The organism is Pseudomonas sp. o96-267 (genome assembly GCF_003935465.1).
GTDB classification, from domain to species: Bacteria; Pseudomonadota; Gammaproteobacteria; order Pseudomonadales; family Pseudomonadaceae; genus Aquipseudomonas; species Aquipseudomonas sediminis.
The window spans coordinates 1-15,644 of sequence record NZ_RHQP01000037.1 but is presented as its reverse complement, the minus strand read 5'-3'; the positions used below and the strand labels follow the sequence as shown (position 1 = coordinate 15,644).

The window sequence follows — 15,644 nt, the reverse complement described above, 5'->3', positions numbered from 1 at the left end:
ATCTCAACCAGCTTCATAAACAAAGCGTCTTGAACGCTATCAGATTTTGAAAAAGGAACATGTATGCCGCGTCGCGTCACTCTAACCGATCGGCAGAAAGACGCGCTGTTGCGCTTGCCGACTTCACAGACGGATTTGCTCAAGCACTATACGCTGAGTGATGAAGACTTTGGGCATATCAGGCTGCGTCGGCGCGCTCACAACAGGTTCGGCTTCGCCCTGCAATTGTGTGTCCTGCGCTATCCCGGCCGGGTGCTGGCTCCAGGCGAACTGATCCCTGCAGAGGTCATCGAATTTATCGGAGCGCAGCTTGGCCTGGGTGCCGACGATCTCGTAGACTATGCTGCCCGCGAGGAAACACGGCACGAGCATCTTGCCGAGTTACGGGGGCTCTACGGCTTCCGCACCTTCTCCGGACGTGGTGCGAGCGAGCTGAAGGAATGGTTGTTCCGAGAAGCCGAGATGGCGGTGTCGAACGAGGATATCGCCCGTCGCTTCGTAGCCGAGTGCCGACGCACCCGCACTGTCCTTCCCGCGACATCCACGATCGAGCGGCTTTGTGCCGCGGCTCTCGTCGATGCCGAGCGACGCATCGAGACGAGGATCGCCAGTCGGCTGCCTATGTCGATCCGAGAACAGTTGCTGGCATTGCTCGAGGAGACGGCTGATGATCGGGTGACCCGTTTTGTGTGGCTGCGCCAGTTCGAGCCTGGCTCGAACTCTTCGTCGGCCAACCGGCTGCTCGACCGGCTCGAATATCTGCAACGCGTCGATCTCCCCGAGGATCTGCTTGCCGGCGTTCCTGCCCATCGGGTGACTCGTCTGCGCAGGCAGGGTGAACGGTATTATGCCGACGGCATGCGCGATCTCCCGGAGGACAGGCGGCTTGCGATCTTGGCTGTTTGCGTCTCGGAATGGCAGGCGATGTTGGCCGACGCAGTGGTCGAAACCCACGACCGGATCGTCGGCCGTCTCTACCGTGCTTCGGAGCGTATTTGCCATGCAAAGGTCGCAGACGAAGCGGGGGTGGTGCGTGACACCCTGAAATCCTTCGCCGAGATCGGGGGCGCCCTGGTCGATGCACAGGATGATGGCCAGCCGCTGGGCGACGTCATCGCGAGCGGATCAGGGTGGGACGGCTTCAAAACCCTTGTTGCAATGGCAACCAGGCTCACCGCCACCATGGCCGACGATCCGCTCAACCATGTGCTCGACGGTTATCACCGCTTCCGCCGATACGCTCCACGCATGTTGCGCCTGCTCGATCTGCGAGCTGCGCCCGTTGCACTGCCGCTTCTGGAAGCGGTGACGGCCCTTCGTACCGGTTTGAACGATGCCGCGATGACCAGCTTCTTGCGGCCCAGCTCGAAATGGCATCGCCACCTTCGGGCCCAGAGGGCTGGCGACGCTCGCCTATGGGAGATCGCGGTGCTGTTCCATCTGCGCGATGCGTTCCGCTCCGGAGATGTCTGGCTTACTAGGTCCCGGCGCTATGGCGATCTGAAACACGCACTCGTTCCGGCACAAGCCATCGCGGAAGGCGGTCGTCTCGCTGTGCCATTGCGGCCGGAGGAATGGCTGGCAGACCGGCAAGCTCGCCTCGACATGCGGTTGCGCGAGCTTGGCCGTGCCGCTCGCGCAGGCACGATCCCGGGCGGGTCGATTGAAAACGGCGTTCTGCATATCGAGAAACTCGAAGCCGCCGCGCCGACAGGCGCCGAAGATCTGGTGCTCGATCTCTACAAGCAGATCCCGCCCACGCGCATCACCGATCTCCTGCTGGAGGTGGATGCGGCGACCGGCTTCACCGAAGCGTTCACCCATCTGCGCACAGGAGCACCCTGCGCTGACCGGATCGGGCTAATGAACGTTATCTTGGCGGAAGGGATCAACCTCGGCTTGCGCAAAATGGCGGATGCGACAAACACCCACACCTTCTGGGAATTGATCCGCATTGGACGGTGGCATGTCGAGGGCGAAGCCTATGACCGGGCGCTGGCCATGGTGGTCGAGGCACAGGCAGCGTTACCCATGGCCCGGTTCTGGGGCATGGGCACGTCGGCTTCGAGCGACGGACAGTTCTTCGTCGCTACAGAGCAAGGTGAGGCCATGAACCTGGTCAACGCGAAATATGGCAATACCCCGGGCCTGAAAGCCTATAGCCACGTCTCCGACCAATATGCGCCGTTCGCAACCCAGGTGATTCCTGCAACGGCAAGCGAAGCGCCTTACATCCTCGATGGCCTGCTGATGAACGATGCTGGACGCCATATCCGCGAGCAGTTCACCGACACGGGCGGCTTCACCGATCACGTCTTTGCCGCATGTGCCATTCTCGGCTACCAGGTACGTACCTACAAAAATCGACGGGAAGGAGAAGTGCTATTCGAGATCTTTGCCAGTTATCGAGAGTGGTTCGAGCGCTATCTCGAATGGCGTTCCGAATGGTTTCCCAATGAGCCGGATGGTTTGCTCTTTCCGCTTATACGTAGCGGGGGACGAATCCTAGAAGAGGCGACGCAGTTCACGAACGTTACGCGCATCTGCCGCGAGCTTGGCATACCGATAGTGAGACCGCGAAAACTGCGCGGGACGCGCATCAACTGGTTGCTTCGGGAGTCCCAGAATCCCCAACAGGTTGCGGAGTTGGCCCAGCATACGGTGCAAACGCTGATACGCGTATATGCCGACCCCCATCCGCAGATCGCTATGGTGGAAATTACGCGCTTCCATCAGCAAACCGATCCGTCCCTTTCACCTCCTGCTCCTGGTAGATGTGTATCGGCCACACCTGAACCAGTGGGCACGATGCCGAAGAATGGTCCGCGACCCGACTGCATCAATGCTGCCGGTTGCCTGTTCTGTACCCAGCACCGGGATATCGAAAGTGAGGATCATGTGTGGTCTCTCGGTAGCTTGCGCCACCTCAAATCGCTTGAACTGGCACGCTACCGCCCATCCAGTTCGGGTAAGCACCTGACGACAGAGCATCCGGCCCTGCTGGTGATCGATCGGCTGACGGCCAAACTGCGCTTCTTCGAAGAAAGTAGCGAGGTCCGCAGGCTTTGGGTCGAAGAAGCCAGAGCGCGCATAAGTGAAGGTGACTACCACCCGGCCTGGGATGGCTTCATCCGATTGGCAGAACTGCGACAAAGATCAGCATGACGAAAAATATTCTTTCCGAACTTGGCCTCGGCATCGACTCGCCCCTAGCGATTCCTGATGCGCCGAACTACCGTCCGCCGTGCTGGCCACCGCAGCGTGATTGGCCGGTCATCATAGATGCCGCTGGCCAGGTGGTGAGCCGTTGGGGCGATGCCATTTGGCGGCTCGACCCATGGGCGGGAAAACGGCTCACTCTCAATTTCGGCGATGGCCCAGATAAGAAATATGTCGCCGCGATCGATCCTGCGAACGCCGATTTATTGCGGACCGTAATCGGCTGGTGGCTATACGGCCCCAATGGAGCCCGTGGATACCGAGGCCTGAAAACGCGCTTCGACCAGATGCGTCGGCTGTTCGTCTTGTGCACTCAAGAAGGCATTCTCGCATCCGAACTGAGTCATTTTCCGCGCGTTGCCGACCGTCTCCCGGAGGTGCTCCAGGCTTCCCGGTCCGGTGAGTTCTTGGCATTGCTGCACGAACTGTACGAGCGGCGGGATGCGCTGGGGTTCACCTTGTTGGATCGCGCAGGGTTGGCACGCCTCGCAGCGGCCATGCCCGACCACCAGAAGCTCCAGACCCCCTATATCCCGCCCCGCATTTGGCACTATCAAATCACACGCTTGCGCGAATGCCTGGATGACTTTTTGGCGCATCGAGGCCAAGTCGAGGAGTGCTTCCGCTTCTGTCTGGCTGCCTATCGGCACAACTCTGCCAGTCTCCAAGGACAACGCAGGCCACAATCGTTCTATCCGTTTCAGTGGCCGTCGGATGGATCAAACGGAAAGTGGACTGGGCGGCAGTACTACGGCCCATTCATCGACACCGCGCATCGGTTTGGCATGGTGGAACTATTTCGTCGCTGGCTGGGAGTGAGCGACGACGAAATTCGCATTCAAACTCTGAGTCGCTACCTCAACCTCGTGAGTCGATCTGGACTGTGCTATCTGCTGAACTTCAGCCTCATGCGAGTCGAAGAGGCTTGGAACCTGCGCGCCGATTGCTTGCACATAGAACGTGATCCGCAGTTTGGCGACATCCATGTATTGTGCGGACGAACGACCAAGACGATGTCGGATTCTGAGGCACTTTGGGTGACGTCCCCGTCAGCTCAGGTGGCAGTTGAAGCCATGCGTGTGGTCGCAGACCTCCGCGCAGAATGCGACTCTCCCCCCGGCGAGGCCTCGGTGCCGGATGATCCGGCCAAGCGCTATCTGCTTGATTATTGCCTTGAACCGTGGGGAACGAAGTTCACCAAGATCAACCGCACGATTCGGCCATCGATTCCGAGCTATGCCCATGTGCTTCAGTGGTTCGACAAGCTGTTCGACCGTGAGCAATTGCGCATTACGCCGGAAGATTTCGAATTGGCTCGGTTGGTGACGCCGACGCTGACCGACGAGTTTGCGGTCGGCAAAATCTGGCCGTTGGCCTGGCATCAACTCCGACGAACCGGCGCAGTGAATATGCAGGCATCCGGGCTGGTCAGCGACGCTTCATTGCAGTTTCAGCTAAAGCACGTCGCCAGAGCGATGAGTCTCTACTACGGGCAAAACCATTCCAGGGTACGGCTGGAAGAGAAGGCCCATACCTACTACGTCCGCACCATGTACGAAACTTTGGGTAGGCAGCTGCAACAGCTGACGAGCAACCGATTCGTCAGCCCCCACGGCGAGAAGCGAAAATCTGAGATTGTCCGCCTAATCTCAGCCTCTGATGCTAAGAAAGCGATCAATCTGGCTAAGAAGGGGACGGTCACTCATCGACCGATTTTGCTGGGCATCTGCACGAGCCGTACCCCCTGTCCCTATGGGGGCATCGACAATATCGCTCGCTGCGGAGGGGGCGACTCCCCCGGAGAAACCAAACCATGTGCGGACGTTCTCTATGACCCCGAGCAACTCGACGAAGTCGAAGTGTTGGAGGCGGTATTGGATGAGCGCCTGGCCGCTGCCGAGGTAGACAGTCCGCTAAGGACTTCGTTGGAAGCCCAGAAACGTAGTGTGGAGAATTATCGCCATGTCATCCGGCAAACATGAATCCGCTGACCCGGCTAAGCGAATGAGTGCCGGCGAGCAGTATCGCGCAGCGTTCGAGCGGCTGAAGAGCAACAAGCCCGAACGACTGCCGAAGGGGACGCCCGTAAGTCAGAACAACGTTGCCAAGGAGGCCGGCAGCGACCCCTCTGCACTGAAAAAAGCTCGTTTCCCCCTACTGATCGCTGAGATCCAAAAGTACGTGGAAGGACACGCTGAGCAACGTCCGCCATCAGTGCGCCAAGTCAGCTTATTAGCCCGCAGAAAAAATCGTGGACTTCGAGAACGGATCGAGGAAATCACGCAGCAGCGTGACCACCTAGCCAGCCTACTCAGTGAGGCCGACGCCACCATTCTTGAGCTGTACGACCGTATTGCGGACTTGGAGCGCCAACTGCCGGCCTCCAATGTGCTTCCTCTTGATCCGCGAGGCCACAAAAAACTTTGAAACGGAGAGCTCGCAATATTCGAAAGAAACACAGCCATGCCCGACCAGCCCGGCATGAAACGTCGGGCTAGCCGCCGAAGAGCTTCTTGCGTTGCGCGGTCCGCTCCCGGCGTAGATTCTCGTAGGCAGTTCGGCGTTTAGTCGCGTTTTTGATTAATTCCAGGACCTGGGCGATATCGCCGAGCAACTCCTCACGCGCGGGAAGCGGTAGTTGGCGCTCGCCTGGGGTGTCGTGGGCCTCGGTAGCTTCGCAGGCCCGCGCATACACTGCCAGCAACTGCTCCCACTCCTCTGCGGGGTGGCCAATGACAGCACCAAATGCTTCTACGCTCACCACATCGCTGAACGGCTGGACGGTATTGTTCAAAAAAACCTCGCGTATGGCGCGCTCGACAGTGCCTCGGAGGCTTGAGTATCCCGATGCGATTTGCCGCTCAAGCTCATCATCCGGGTCGCTGCCGACCGGAACGTTCAGCGCTTTCGCACGACTTTCGAGATCGGCCAGGCGGGCCTTGGTGTCCATCGTCGTCCACGTCAGCCCCTCGCTCACTAGTCCCGGCGACTCGTCCCAACCGATGGTCTTGTAGCTGGCCGAGCGATCAGCGCGCTGAAGCGCCATCGCGAGCTCGGTCAGGAACACCGCATCATGGGTGAACACCAGCACTTGGCGGGTCTCAGCCAGCGCTACCAAACGCCGAGCTATGGCCCGACGATATACGTGATCCAGCGACGTAGACGGATCGTCGAAAATAACGGTCGAAGTATGTGGCAGGGATTCGAGCTCGGCGAGGAACATAGCCATCCCCAACGCGCGCTGCTCGCCCTCTGACAGCACCTTGGAGGCTTTCGCCGTGATTTCCTGCAGGCGCAGCGTGACCTTGGTCACCCCCAGCTCTGTGCGCCCGCTCAGGTCGGGTTGCACCCGTCGCTTATAGCCCAGGGCTTTCAACTCAGCATTCATAGAAGCGGCCAGAGCCTCGGTCACATGCGTCGCCGCCAGGGACGTCAGTTTGCGTGACACTGCCGCTGGGTTGAGGGCGGCATGGCAGCGGCTCAATGTGGCATGGACCTGACTGTCCTGAACAAAGCGCTCCACCGCGCCAAGCTGGTTGGCGAGGCGTTGTCGGGCTTCTAGCTCTGCCAGTTCTTGGGTCAGCGCCAAGCGTAGAGCGGGATCGGCAGAGGTCCGCAGGGTATTGGCGTCGACTCGGAGCGAAGCAGCTTTGGCGGCGAAGAGACTATCGAGGTTTGCTTCGATAGGAAGCGGTTCTGACTCGGGGGACCAGTTTCCAGTTTGCAGGGCTTGGCTAACCCAAGTATGCCGGGCGGTCCAGACCGATGCCGCTGCGGTGATGGCAGCGTGTAGGTCGGGCAGTCGCTCCTCCACGTCAGCCCGTGTTGGCACATCCAGAACGTTTAGATCGACAGCCTGCACCTTCCCTAGAGCGTTCATGCGCGCAAGCGTGGCGGCTTGCGCATCCGCCGTGGCGCTGTCGGCGACAAATGCCGCGAAACGCCGCATGCGCTCCGAGGCATCCGTTGAATAAGGTTGCTGGCAGAGTACGCAGTAAGCGTCCGGTTCCAGGTGCGGGAAGGGATGTTCAGGGTATGCCGTCTGCTGAGAGAAAGCCTCAGCGGCTCGGTACATCGTTTGCCAGAGTTCAGCTCCTGTGCCTTCCAGCAGCGTGGCGGTGGGTGAGGACGTTACCGGCAACTCCATGGCGTTCAGTGTGTCTCGATCCTGAAGACGCGCTTGCGCCAGTTGCATGGCGAGATGCGCGGTTTTTTCCGTTGTAATCAGTTCCTTTGCCCGTGCTATGGCACGATCATTCACCCAGCGCTGGACTTCCTCGGCTCGACGCTGCGCCTGGTCCAAGCGTGTCGCCAAACGTTCCAAGGCCAGCGCCTGCGGCACAGGATCGCTTTCCAGTAATGTCCGCTTCAGAAACTCCAGTCGCCGGAGTTCATCGTCACCGACCGTCCCTAATCGAGCAAGCACGGCGCGGTCCGAGTCCCCACCTAATTTGGCGATGTAGCGGCCGACTTCGGTGTCACCCTTCAGCGGTTCGAATTGCCGGGTATCCAGAGCCAAGGCATTGCGTTCGGTCCCAATCCGTGCCTGTAAATCACGCTGAAGTAGGACCAGGCGCGTCAGATGAGTGAGTCCGTAGGGCTGAAATGCAGGGGTCCCTTCCGCGTCGATGTAGTCATTGGCACAGGCCGCGTCGTAGACCGAGACCGAACTCAAATGCAAATGGGCCGGCCCGTTCTGGACCCAACGTGCGGTTTCCGGAGTGCCATCCACCAAAATGGCGAAATCTGCTGATGGCAGTCTAGCTGGGGTTGCCGCCCCAAAAGCGTCGGGCAGGACCTCCACCCGATGCCGAGCGTTGCAGGCATTCTTGAAGACGCGGGCGTAGCCGGATTTGCCGGCGCCGTTATGACCAAAGAAAATGGTCATGCCCTCCGGTGCGAGGTCAAAGGCACGACCGGACGGGAAGCCGTTTACCTGGTCTAGCCCCGAGACACCCACCAACCGCACGGTTGCGCCACTTCCGGCGCCTGGTACGTCGTCCAGCGTGAATGGCCGTGCTCCCCCCGTGGTTGCGTCTTCCCGTTCTTGCTCGCGAACCATTCGCAGAATGGTCTCGATGTCATCTTGGGTTAGTTCGGCCCGGGCAAATATCCGGCGCAGTGCTTCCTGCTGCCAGGGTCTGAGTCCGCCGGCCCACCCAATAATCTCGTCCAACAATGGCATATCCGTCTCCTTTCCAGATCCGCCGATTAAAGGCCGCGCCCAGTTGGATGGCAAGTGGCCAGCGCCTTCGAGGTGCTTCGCCGTGTTCCGTTTGCCTGCCTTCCTGACCGCCACCCTAGTGGCTTGTCCGGTCGTGACGCTACACGGGCAGAATTTCTGCATGCTGGCCAGTATCAAGCCGCTCTAAAGTCCGCTACCGGAAAGCGCTGTTTAGCGGTGAGAGACGGGGAAAGTGCGGAAGCTACTACCGACGCAAGCGATGTGGTGAGCAGTCCTCAGGTATGTGCGAAATTGCACTCCTCTTGACCACCAATTTGGGTTGGCGTTGACCACGGATTGCGTTCAACTTGACCAGGGCGTGTCACTGTCACGACCGTCAGAGAACGGCCAAAAACGGACACCGCCAACCCGTTGGAAAAAAACTGAGCGTTGCTTTCCGTTAAGTTTGGTAGTTGCAAGCCCCGTTCAGGAAGAATTGCTCGATCAACGCCGCCATACCTGCGCGTGCGATACGGCCGCGGCGCTCGGCGTCTACCAGGCCGAAGATCAAGGAGGAGAAGATTTCGGTAAGCGCCGGGGCACCGATATCGATACGGAATACGCCCAGTTTTTGCCCGCGTAGAAAGAACTCGTCCAGCGTTTCTGAGTAAGGCAGCCATCGGCAGCCGCCTGCATCTAAATCAAACGTGTCCGGGCGCCACTGGAATGAGAGGAATACCAACAACTCCCTGTGAATCAAATGGCCTTCGATCAGACGATGCAATGCGTCCAAGGGCGCCGCCTCAAGATCGGCATCGGCAATGACCCTATAAATAACCACCGAACCATGATTCAGAAGCATCTCGATCAGGTTGTCGCGGGTGCCGCAAAACCTGTTGAGCGTCGCCTTGCTGACCCCCGCTGCCTGGGCTATTTCTTTGAACGTGGCTCGCGGGTGGTCAACGATGGCGATCGCCAGGGCCTTCAGCAATTTCTCATCGGCAGCAGTTAAATCCATCGGTCACTCTTTATCTATCGCGGGCAGATGCGGGTATTTTGCCTAGAACACTCATTTTTCTCAAAGAGGATACTAGCTTTGTTCACACCAAAATCAAATGAGTCAATATTGACTCATTTAATTTTTGCGTGGATCATGCGCGGCTTCGACTACGTACTGGCTTCGCGCTTGGGTGAGATATGAACAAATTCCGCGAATGGATCACTTTTTCCGTGATCTCCTATTTGATCGCCGTGACCCTGGTTGGCTGCGACAAGCCCGAAGAGCAACGGGAAGAGGCGCCAGCGCGTGAAGTCGATGTGCTCAGCGTGAAGACCGAGCCCTTCACAGTGTTCGCCGAGCTACCAGGGCGCATCGAGCCGGTGCGTGTCGCCGAGGTGCGCGCGCGGGTGGCGGGGATCGTGCTCAAGCGCACCTTCGAGGAAGGGGCCGACGTGAAGGCCGGTGACGTGCTGTTCCAGATCGACCCTGCGCCGTTCAAGGCGGCCCTGTCGCGGGCGCAAGGTGAACTGGCTCGCGCCGAGGCGCAGCTGTTCCAGGCTCAGGCGATGGTTCGCCGTTACGAACCACTGGTGAAGATCGACGCCGTCAGCCAGCAGGATTTCGACAACGCCAAGGCCGCTCTGCAGAGCGCCCAGGCCGACAAGCGCTCGGCCCAGGCCAATGTCGAAACTGCCCGCCTGGACCTGGGTTATGCCGAGGTTCGCGCCCCCATCGCCGGGCGTATCGGTCGCGCCCAGGTCACCGAAGGGGCTCTGGTAGGCCAGGGCGAAGCCACGCTGCTGGCACGTATCCAGCAACTCGATCCGGTGTACGCCGACTTCACCCAGCCTGCTGCCGATGCCCTGCGCCTGCGCGCGGCAATCGCCGAGGGCAAGGTTGCCGGTGCGAGCGACCAGCCGCTGTCGCTGCGTGTCGACGGTACCGATATCGAGCGCAAGGGCACGCTGCTGTTCACCGATATCTCGGTGGATCGCAGCACCGGGCAGATCGCCCTGCGAGGCCAGTTCGACAACCCCGAGGGCGTGCTGCTGCCGGGTATGTACGTGCGTGTGCGCACACCGCAAGGGCTCGACCAGAACGCCATCCTGGTGCCGCAACGTGCCGTGCAGCGTTCGGCTGACGGCCAGGCCAGCGTGATGCTGCTGGGGGAGGGCGATACCGTCGAGGCGCGCCAGGTCACCACCGGTGCCATGCAGGGCTCGCGCTGGCAAATCAGCGAGGGCCTGCAGGTCGGCGACAAGGTGATCACCAGCTCGCTGGCGGCTATCCGTCCGGGCGCCAAGGTCATGCCCCGCGAGCAAGATGCCGCCGAAGCCGCTCCACAGTCCCAGGCGCAGTAAGCCGGAGAACCTCTCATGTCCCTGTTTTTCATCCGGCGCCCCAATTTCGCCTGGGTAGTCGCCCTGTTCATCTCGCTGGGTGGCCTGCTGGCCATCCCGTTCCTGCCGGTGGCGCAGTACCCCAACGTGGCGCCGCCGCAGATCACCGTGACCGCCACCTATCCCGGCGCTTCGGCGCAGGTGCTCACCGACTCGGTGACCAGCGTCATCGAGGAAGAACTCAACGGCGCCAAGAACCTGCTGTACTTCGAGTCCACCAGCAACGCCAACGGCATCGCCGAGATCACCGTCACCTTCCAGCCAGGGACCGACCCCGAACTGGCCCAGGTTGACGTGCAGAACCGTCTGAAGAAGGCCGAGGCACGCATGCCGCAGGCCGTGCTGACGCTCGGCATCCAGACCGAGCAGGCCACCGCCGGCTTCCTGCTGATCTATACGCTGAGCTACACCGATGGCGACAAGGACGCCAACGTCACGGCGCTGGCCGATTACGCCGCGCGCAACATCAACAACGAAATCCGTCGCGTGAACGGCGTCGGCAAGCTGCAGTTCTTCGCCTCCGAGGCGGCCATGCGCGTGTGGATCGATCCGCAGAAGCTGGTCGGCTACGGCCTATCCATCGATGACGTGAACAACGCCATCCGCGCGCAGAACGTGCAGGTGCCGGCCGGTGCCTTCGGCAGCACGCCGGGTTCCAGCGAGCAGGAGCTGACGGCGACCCTGGCGGTCAAGGGTACCCTGGACAACCCGCAGGAATTCGCCGCCATCGTGCTGCGTGCCAACCAGGACGGCTCGCGCCTGACCCTGGGCGACGTGGCGCGCATCGAGGTCGGCAGCCAGGACTACAACTTCGGCTCGCGCCAGGACGGCAAGCCCGCCGTTGCCGCCGCCGTGCAGCTGTCGCCCGGTGCCAACGCGATCCAGACCGCCGAGGCGGTCAAGCAGCGTCTGACCGAGCTGTCGGCCAACTTCCCGGACAACGTCGAGTTCTCCGTGCCGTACGACACCTCGCGCTTCGTCGACGTGGCGATCGACAAGGTCATCATGACCCTCATCGAGGCCATGGTGCTGGTGTTCCTGGTGATGTTCCTGTTCCTGCAGAACGTGCGCTACACCCTGATCCCGTCCATCGTCGTGCCGGTGTGTCTGCTCGGTACGCTGACCTTCATGTACCTGCTTGGCTTCTCGGTGAACATGATGACCATGTTCGGCATGGTGCTGGCCATCGGCATCCTGGTGGACGACGCCATCGTGGTGGTGGAGAACGTCGAGCGGATCATGGCCGAGGAAGGCCTGGCGCCGGTGCCGGCGACCATCAAGGCGATGGGGCAGGTGTCCGGGGCGATCATCGGTATCACCCTGGTGCTGTCGGCGGTGTTCCTGCCGCTGGCCTTCATGGCCGGCTCGGTGGGGGTGATCTACCAGCAGTTCTCGCTGTCGCTGGCGGTGTCGATCCTGTTCTCGGGCTTCCTCGCGCTGACCTTCACCCCGGCGCTGTGCGCCACGCTGCTCAAACCGATCCCCGAAGGCCATCACGAGAAGACCGGTTTCTTCGGCTGGTTCAACCGCAAGTTCACCGCCCTGACCGGCCGCTACACCAAACTCAACGGCAAGCTGGTGCCGCGCGCCGGGCGGGTGATGTTCATCTACCTGGGCGTGGTGGTGCTGATGGGTTTCTTCTACCTGCGCCTGCCGGAATCCTTCGTGCCGGTGGAAGACCAGGGCTACATGATCGTCGACATCCAGTTGCCGCCAGGCGCCACCCGTGAGCGCACCTCGGCCACGGGTGAGGAGCTGGAAGAGTTTCTGATGGCCCGCGAGGCCGTGCAGACGTCCTTCCTGGTCCTCGGCTTCAGCTTCTCCGGCATGGGTGAGAACGCGGCCATTGCCTTCCCGCTGCTCAAGGACTGGTCCGAGCGAGATTCTTCGCAGTCGCCGGAAGCCGAGTCGGCTGCGGTCAACCAGCACTTCGCCAACCTCGATGACGGCGCGATCATGGCGGTGCCGCCACCGCCGGTCGAAGGCCTGGGCAACTCGGGTGGTTTCGCCCTGCGCCTGCAGGACCGCGCCGGCCTTGGCCGCGATGCCCTGTTGGCAGCGCGCGATGAAGTGCTGGGCAAGGTCAACGGCAATCCGAAGTTCCTCTACGCCATGATGGAAGGTCTGGCCGAGGCGCCGCAGCTGCGCCTGGTGATCGACCGTGAGCAGGCGCGCACGCTGGGAGTCAGCTTCGAAGCGATCAGCAGCGCGCTGTCCACTGCGTTCGGCTCGTCGGTGATCAACGACTTCGCCAACGCCGGCCGCCAGCAGCGCGTGGTGGTACAGGCCGAACAGGCCGAGCGCATGACACCGGAAAGCGTCCTGCGCCTGCATGTGCCCAACGACAGCGGCAGCCTGGTACCGCTGAGTGCTTTCGTCACCACGAGCTGGGAAGAAGGCCCGGTGCAGGTCGCGCGTTACAACGGTTACCCGTCGATCCGCATTGCCGGTGACGCCGCGCCCGGCGTGAGCACTGGCGAGGCGATGCTCGAACTGGAGCGCATCGCTGCCGAGCTGCCCGAAGGTATCGGTTACGAGTGGACCGGGCTGTCGTATCAGGAGCGGGTCGCCAGCGGGCAGGCGACGATGCTGTTCGCCCTGGCCATCACCGTGGTGTTCCTGCTGCTGGTGGCGCTCTACGAGAGCTGGGCGATCCCGCTGACGGTGATGCTGATCGTGCCGGTCGGCGCACTCGGCGCGGTACTGGCGGTGACTGCTATCGGCCTGCCCAACGACGTGTACTTCAAGGTCGGCCTGATCACCGTGATCGGCCTGGCGGCGAAGAACGCCATTCTCATCGTCGAGTTCGCCAAGGACCTGTGGGAAGACGGCTACTCGCTGCGCGATGCTGCTGTCGAAGCCGCGCGCCTGCGTTTCCGCCCGATCATCATGACCTCCATGGCGTTCATGCTCGGCGTGGTGCCGCTGGCCATCGCCACTGGCGCCGGCGCTGCGAGCCAGCGCGCACTGGGCACCGGGGTGCTGGGCGGGATGCTCAGCGCGACCATGCTCGGGGTGATCTTCGTGCCGATCTTCTTCGTCTGGGTGCTGTCGCTGCTGCGCACCAAACCTCAGCAAACCGACAACCATCCCCTGCATAAAGCGGAGTAATGCGATGACCTCTCACTTCATGCTCCGTCGCGCTCTGCTGCCCCTGGCCATCGCCGCCCTGGCGGGTTGTTCGCTGGCCCCGACCTACGAGCGCCCGCAGGCACCGGTCGCGTCGCACTGGCAAGCCGCCGACGCGGAGGGCACCCGTGCCCAGGCGCTGGACTGGCAGACCTTCATCGTCGATGCCGACCTGCGCCGCGCGGTGGATACGGCGCTGAGCAACAACCGCAGCCTGCGCCAGGCGCTGCTGGATATCGAAGCTGCGCGTGCCCAGTACCGCATCCAGCGTGCTGATCGCCTGCCTTCGATCAACGCCAATGCCAGCGGCAACCGCCAGCGCCTGCCTGCCGATCTGTCGCAGACCGGGCGCTCGGAAGTGACCAGCAACTATCAGGTCGGCCTCGGCCTCGCGGAGTACGAAGTCGACCTGTTCGGCCGCGTGCGCCACCTCTCCGAGGCCGCGCTGGAGACCTACCTGGCGACCGAGGAGGCGACCCGTGCCACGCAGATCAGCCTGGTTGCCGAGGTCATCCAGGCCTACCTGACCCGCGATGGTGCGCTACGCCGCATGGCCCTGGTCGAACAAACCCTGGACAGCCGCATGGCCTCGCTGGAGCTGGTCAGCCAGCGCCGTGCAGCGGGGGCCGCCACCGCCCTGGATTACCAGGAAGCGGTCGGCCTTGCCGAACAGGCTAGGGCCGAGCGCGAGAGCACCGAACGCCAGTTACGCCAGGCGGACAACGCCCTGGTCCTGTTGCTCGGCACGCCAGATGCCGCTCGCCTGCTGCCCGCGACGCCCCGCGACGACCTGATGGTGCTGCAGGACATCGCCCCCGGCACCAGCTCGGAACTGATCGAACGGCGCCCGGACATTCTCGCCAGCGAGCACCGCCTCAAGGCGCGCAATGCCGATATCGGTGCAGCTCGCGCCGCGTTCTTTCCCCGGATCAGCCTGACCGGTTCGGTGGGCAGCTCCAGTGCCGAGTTGTCCGGATTGTTCGATGGCGGCTCGCGGGCCTGGAGCTTTGCCCCGACGCTGTCGCTGCCGATCTTCGCCGGTGGCCGCAACCGCGCCAACCTGGACCTCGCCGAAGTGCGCCAGGACGCGGCGGTGGCCGACTACGAAGGCACCATCCAGACCGCCTTCCGCGAAGTGGCCGATGCCCTGGCCGCCACCGACACCCTGCGCCGCGAGGAGGCTGCCCGCCAGGCTCTGGCCGGTTCCAGCGAGGCTGCGATGGCCCTGGCTAAGGCGCGTTACGAGGGCGGCGTGGACGACTACCTGCGTTATCTTGACGCCCAGCGCAGCACCTTTAGCAACCAGACCACACTAATTCAAATCAGCACGGAACGGCAGATTGCGCTGGTTGACCTGTTCAGGTCTCTGGGCGGTGGCTGGGGCCAAACTGAACCGATGGCCGGGATCGGCGCTGAGTGAGCAAAGCCAGGAGTCCTGCATCCGAAGACCGGACTCTGGCTCCATCACCGGTGAGCTACTGGTCATCGACGGGGCAATCGTCTGATCGAGAATAAGACTGTCTGACGACTGGCAGGCCTATGGATTATTGGTGGCAGCAGCTAACGGCTCTATAAAGAGCTGCAAAAAATCACTGTAACGCATGATTGACTGACTGCTTCTGGCCCAGACCGTGTAAAAACGCAGCAAACGATGACCATCAACTTCCGGGGATTTTCTCAGCGTCTAGGAGGCCGTCGGAGGCCCAATCAGGCGCAATCGATAATTCTGGTT

8 protein-coding genes are annotated in these 15,644 nt (G+C 61.7%); 6 read left to right on the top strand and 2 right to left on the bottom strand.

The window, feature by feature from the left end:
- Window positions 1-63: 63 nt before the first annotated feature.
- Genes EGJ86_RS20915 through EGJ86_RS20905 form a run of 3 tightly spaced genes read left to right on the top strand, consistent with a single transcriptional unit; the run spans window position 64 to window position 5,646 of the window.
- Window positions 64-3,165 (top strand): Tn3 family transposase, encoded by a 3,102-nt coding sequence (locus tag EGJ86_RS20915; RefSeq protein ID WP_125836494.1) that lies wholly within the window; start codon window positions 64-66, stop codon window positions 3,163-3,165.
- Window positions 3,162-5,201, top strand: coding sequence for a hypothetical protein (locus EGJ86_RS25415; RefSeq protein WP_155684878.1), 2,040 nt, complete (start codon window positions 3,162-3,164; stop codon window positions 5,199-5,201). The genes EGJ86_RS20915 and EGJ86_RS25415 overlap by 4 nt, the downstream gene beginning before the upstream one ends.
- Window positions 5,182-5,646 carry a hypothetical protein gene (locus EGJ86_RS20905; RefSeq protein ID WP_023443007.1) on the top strand — a complete coding sequence of 155 codons (465 nt, stop codon included), beginning with the start codon at window positions 5,182-5,184 and terminating at the stop codon, window positions 5,644-5,646. The genes EGJ86_RS25415 and EGJ86_RS20905 overlap by 20 nt, the downstream gene beginning before the upstream one ends.
- A 67-nt stretch (window positions 5,647-5,713) precedes the next feature.
- On the opposite strand, the gene EGJ86_RS20900 is transcribed toward EGJ86_RS20905, so the two are convergent.
- Both EGJ86_RS20900 and EGJ86_RS20895 read right to left on the bottom strand, forming a co-directional pair.
- Entirely contained in the window at window positions 5,714-8,404 is a 2,691-nt protein-coding gene (locus EGJ86_RS20900) for an AAA family ATPase (RefSeq protein WP_058131653.1), read from the bottom strand.
- A gap of 439 nt (window positions 8,405-8,843) precedes the next feature.
- Entirely contained in the window at window positions 8,844-9,401 is a 558-nt protein-coding gene (locus EGJ86_RS20895; RefSeq protein WP_090519109.1) for a TetR/AcrR family transcriptional regulator, read from the bottom strand.
- A gap of 179 nt (window positions 9,402-9,580) precedes the next feature.
- On the opposite strand from EGJ86_RS20895, the gene tmexC reads away from it, so the two are divergent.
- The 3 genes from tmexC to toprJ are packed head-to-tail and all read left to right on the top strand — an operon-like array spanning window position 9,581 to window position 15,332.
- On the top strand, window positions 9,581-10,744 hold the full coding sequence (gene tmexC / locus EGJ86_RS20890) for a multidrug efflux RND transporter periplasmic adaptor subunit TMexC (protein WP_125836493.1): 1,164 nt from the start codon (window positions 9,581-9,583) through the stop codon (window positions 10,742-10,744).
- A gap of 15 nt (window positions 10,745-10,759) precedes the next feature.
- The gene (gene tmexD, locus EGJ86_RS20885) at window positions 10,760-13,894 is read left to right on the top strand and encodes a multidrug efflux RND transporter permease subunit TMexD (protein ID WP_090519107.1); all 3,135 of its coding nucleotides are present in this window, start codon (window positions 10,760-10,762) and stop codon (window positions 13,892-13,894) included.
- A gap of 4 nt (window positions 13,895-13,898) precedes the next feature.
- Window positions 13,899-15,332 carry a multidrug efflux transporter outer membrane subunit TOprJ gene (gene toprJ, locus EGJ86_RS20880; RefSeq protein WP_218565893.1) on the top strand — a complete coding sequence of 478 codons (1,434 nt, stop codon included), beginning with the start codon at window positions 13,899-13,901 and terminating at the stop codon, window positions 15,330-15,332.
- Window positions 15,333-15,644: the final 312 nt, after the last annotated feature.

Bases quoted from the DNA above. Each gene is read 5' to 3' on its own strand.
- EGJ86_RS20915 (WP_125836494.1), top strand. From the start codon at position 64: ATGCCGCGTCGCGTCACTCTAACCGATCGGCAGAAAGACGCGCTGTTG.
- tmexC (WP_125836493.1), top strand. From the start codon at position 9,581: ATGAACAAATTCCGCGAATGGATCACTTTTTCCGTGATCTCCTATTTG.
- tmexD (WP_090519107.1), top strand. From the start codon at position 10,760: ATGTCCCTGTTTTTCATCCGGCGCCCCAATTTCGCCTGGGTAGTCGCC.
- EGJ86_RS20900 (WP_058131653.1), bottom strand. From the start codon at position 8,404: ATGCCATTGTTGGACGAGATTATTGGGTGGGCCGGCGGACTCAGACCC.
- toprJ (WP_218565893.1), top strand. From the start codon at position 13,899: ATGACCTCTCACTTCATGCTCCGTCGCGCTCTGCTGCCCCTGGCCATC.
- EGJ86_RS20895 (WP_090519109.1), bottom strand. From the start codon at position 9,401: ATGGATTTAACTGCTGCCGATGAGAAATTGCTGAAGGCCCTGGCGATC.
- EGJ86_RS25415 (WP_155684878.1), top strand. From the start codon at position 3,162: ATGACGAAAAATATTCTTTCCGAACTTGGCCTCGGCATCGACTCGCCC.
- EGJ86_RS20905 (WP_023443007.1), top strand. From the start codon at position 5,182: ATGTCATCCGGCAAACATGAATCCGCTGACCCGGCTAAGCGAATGAGT.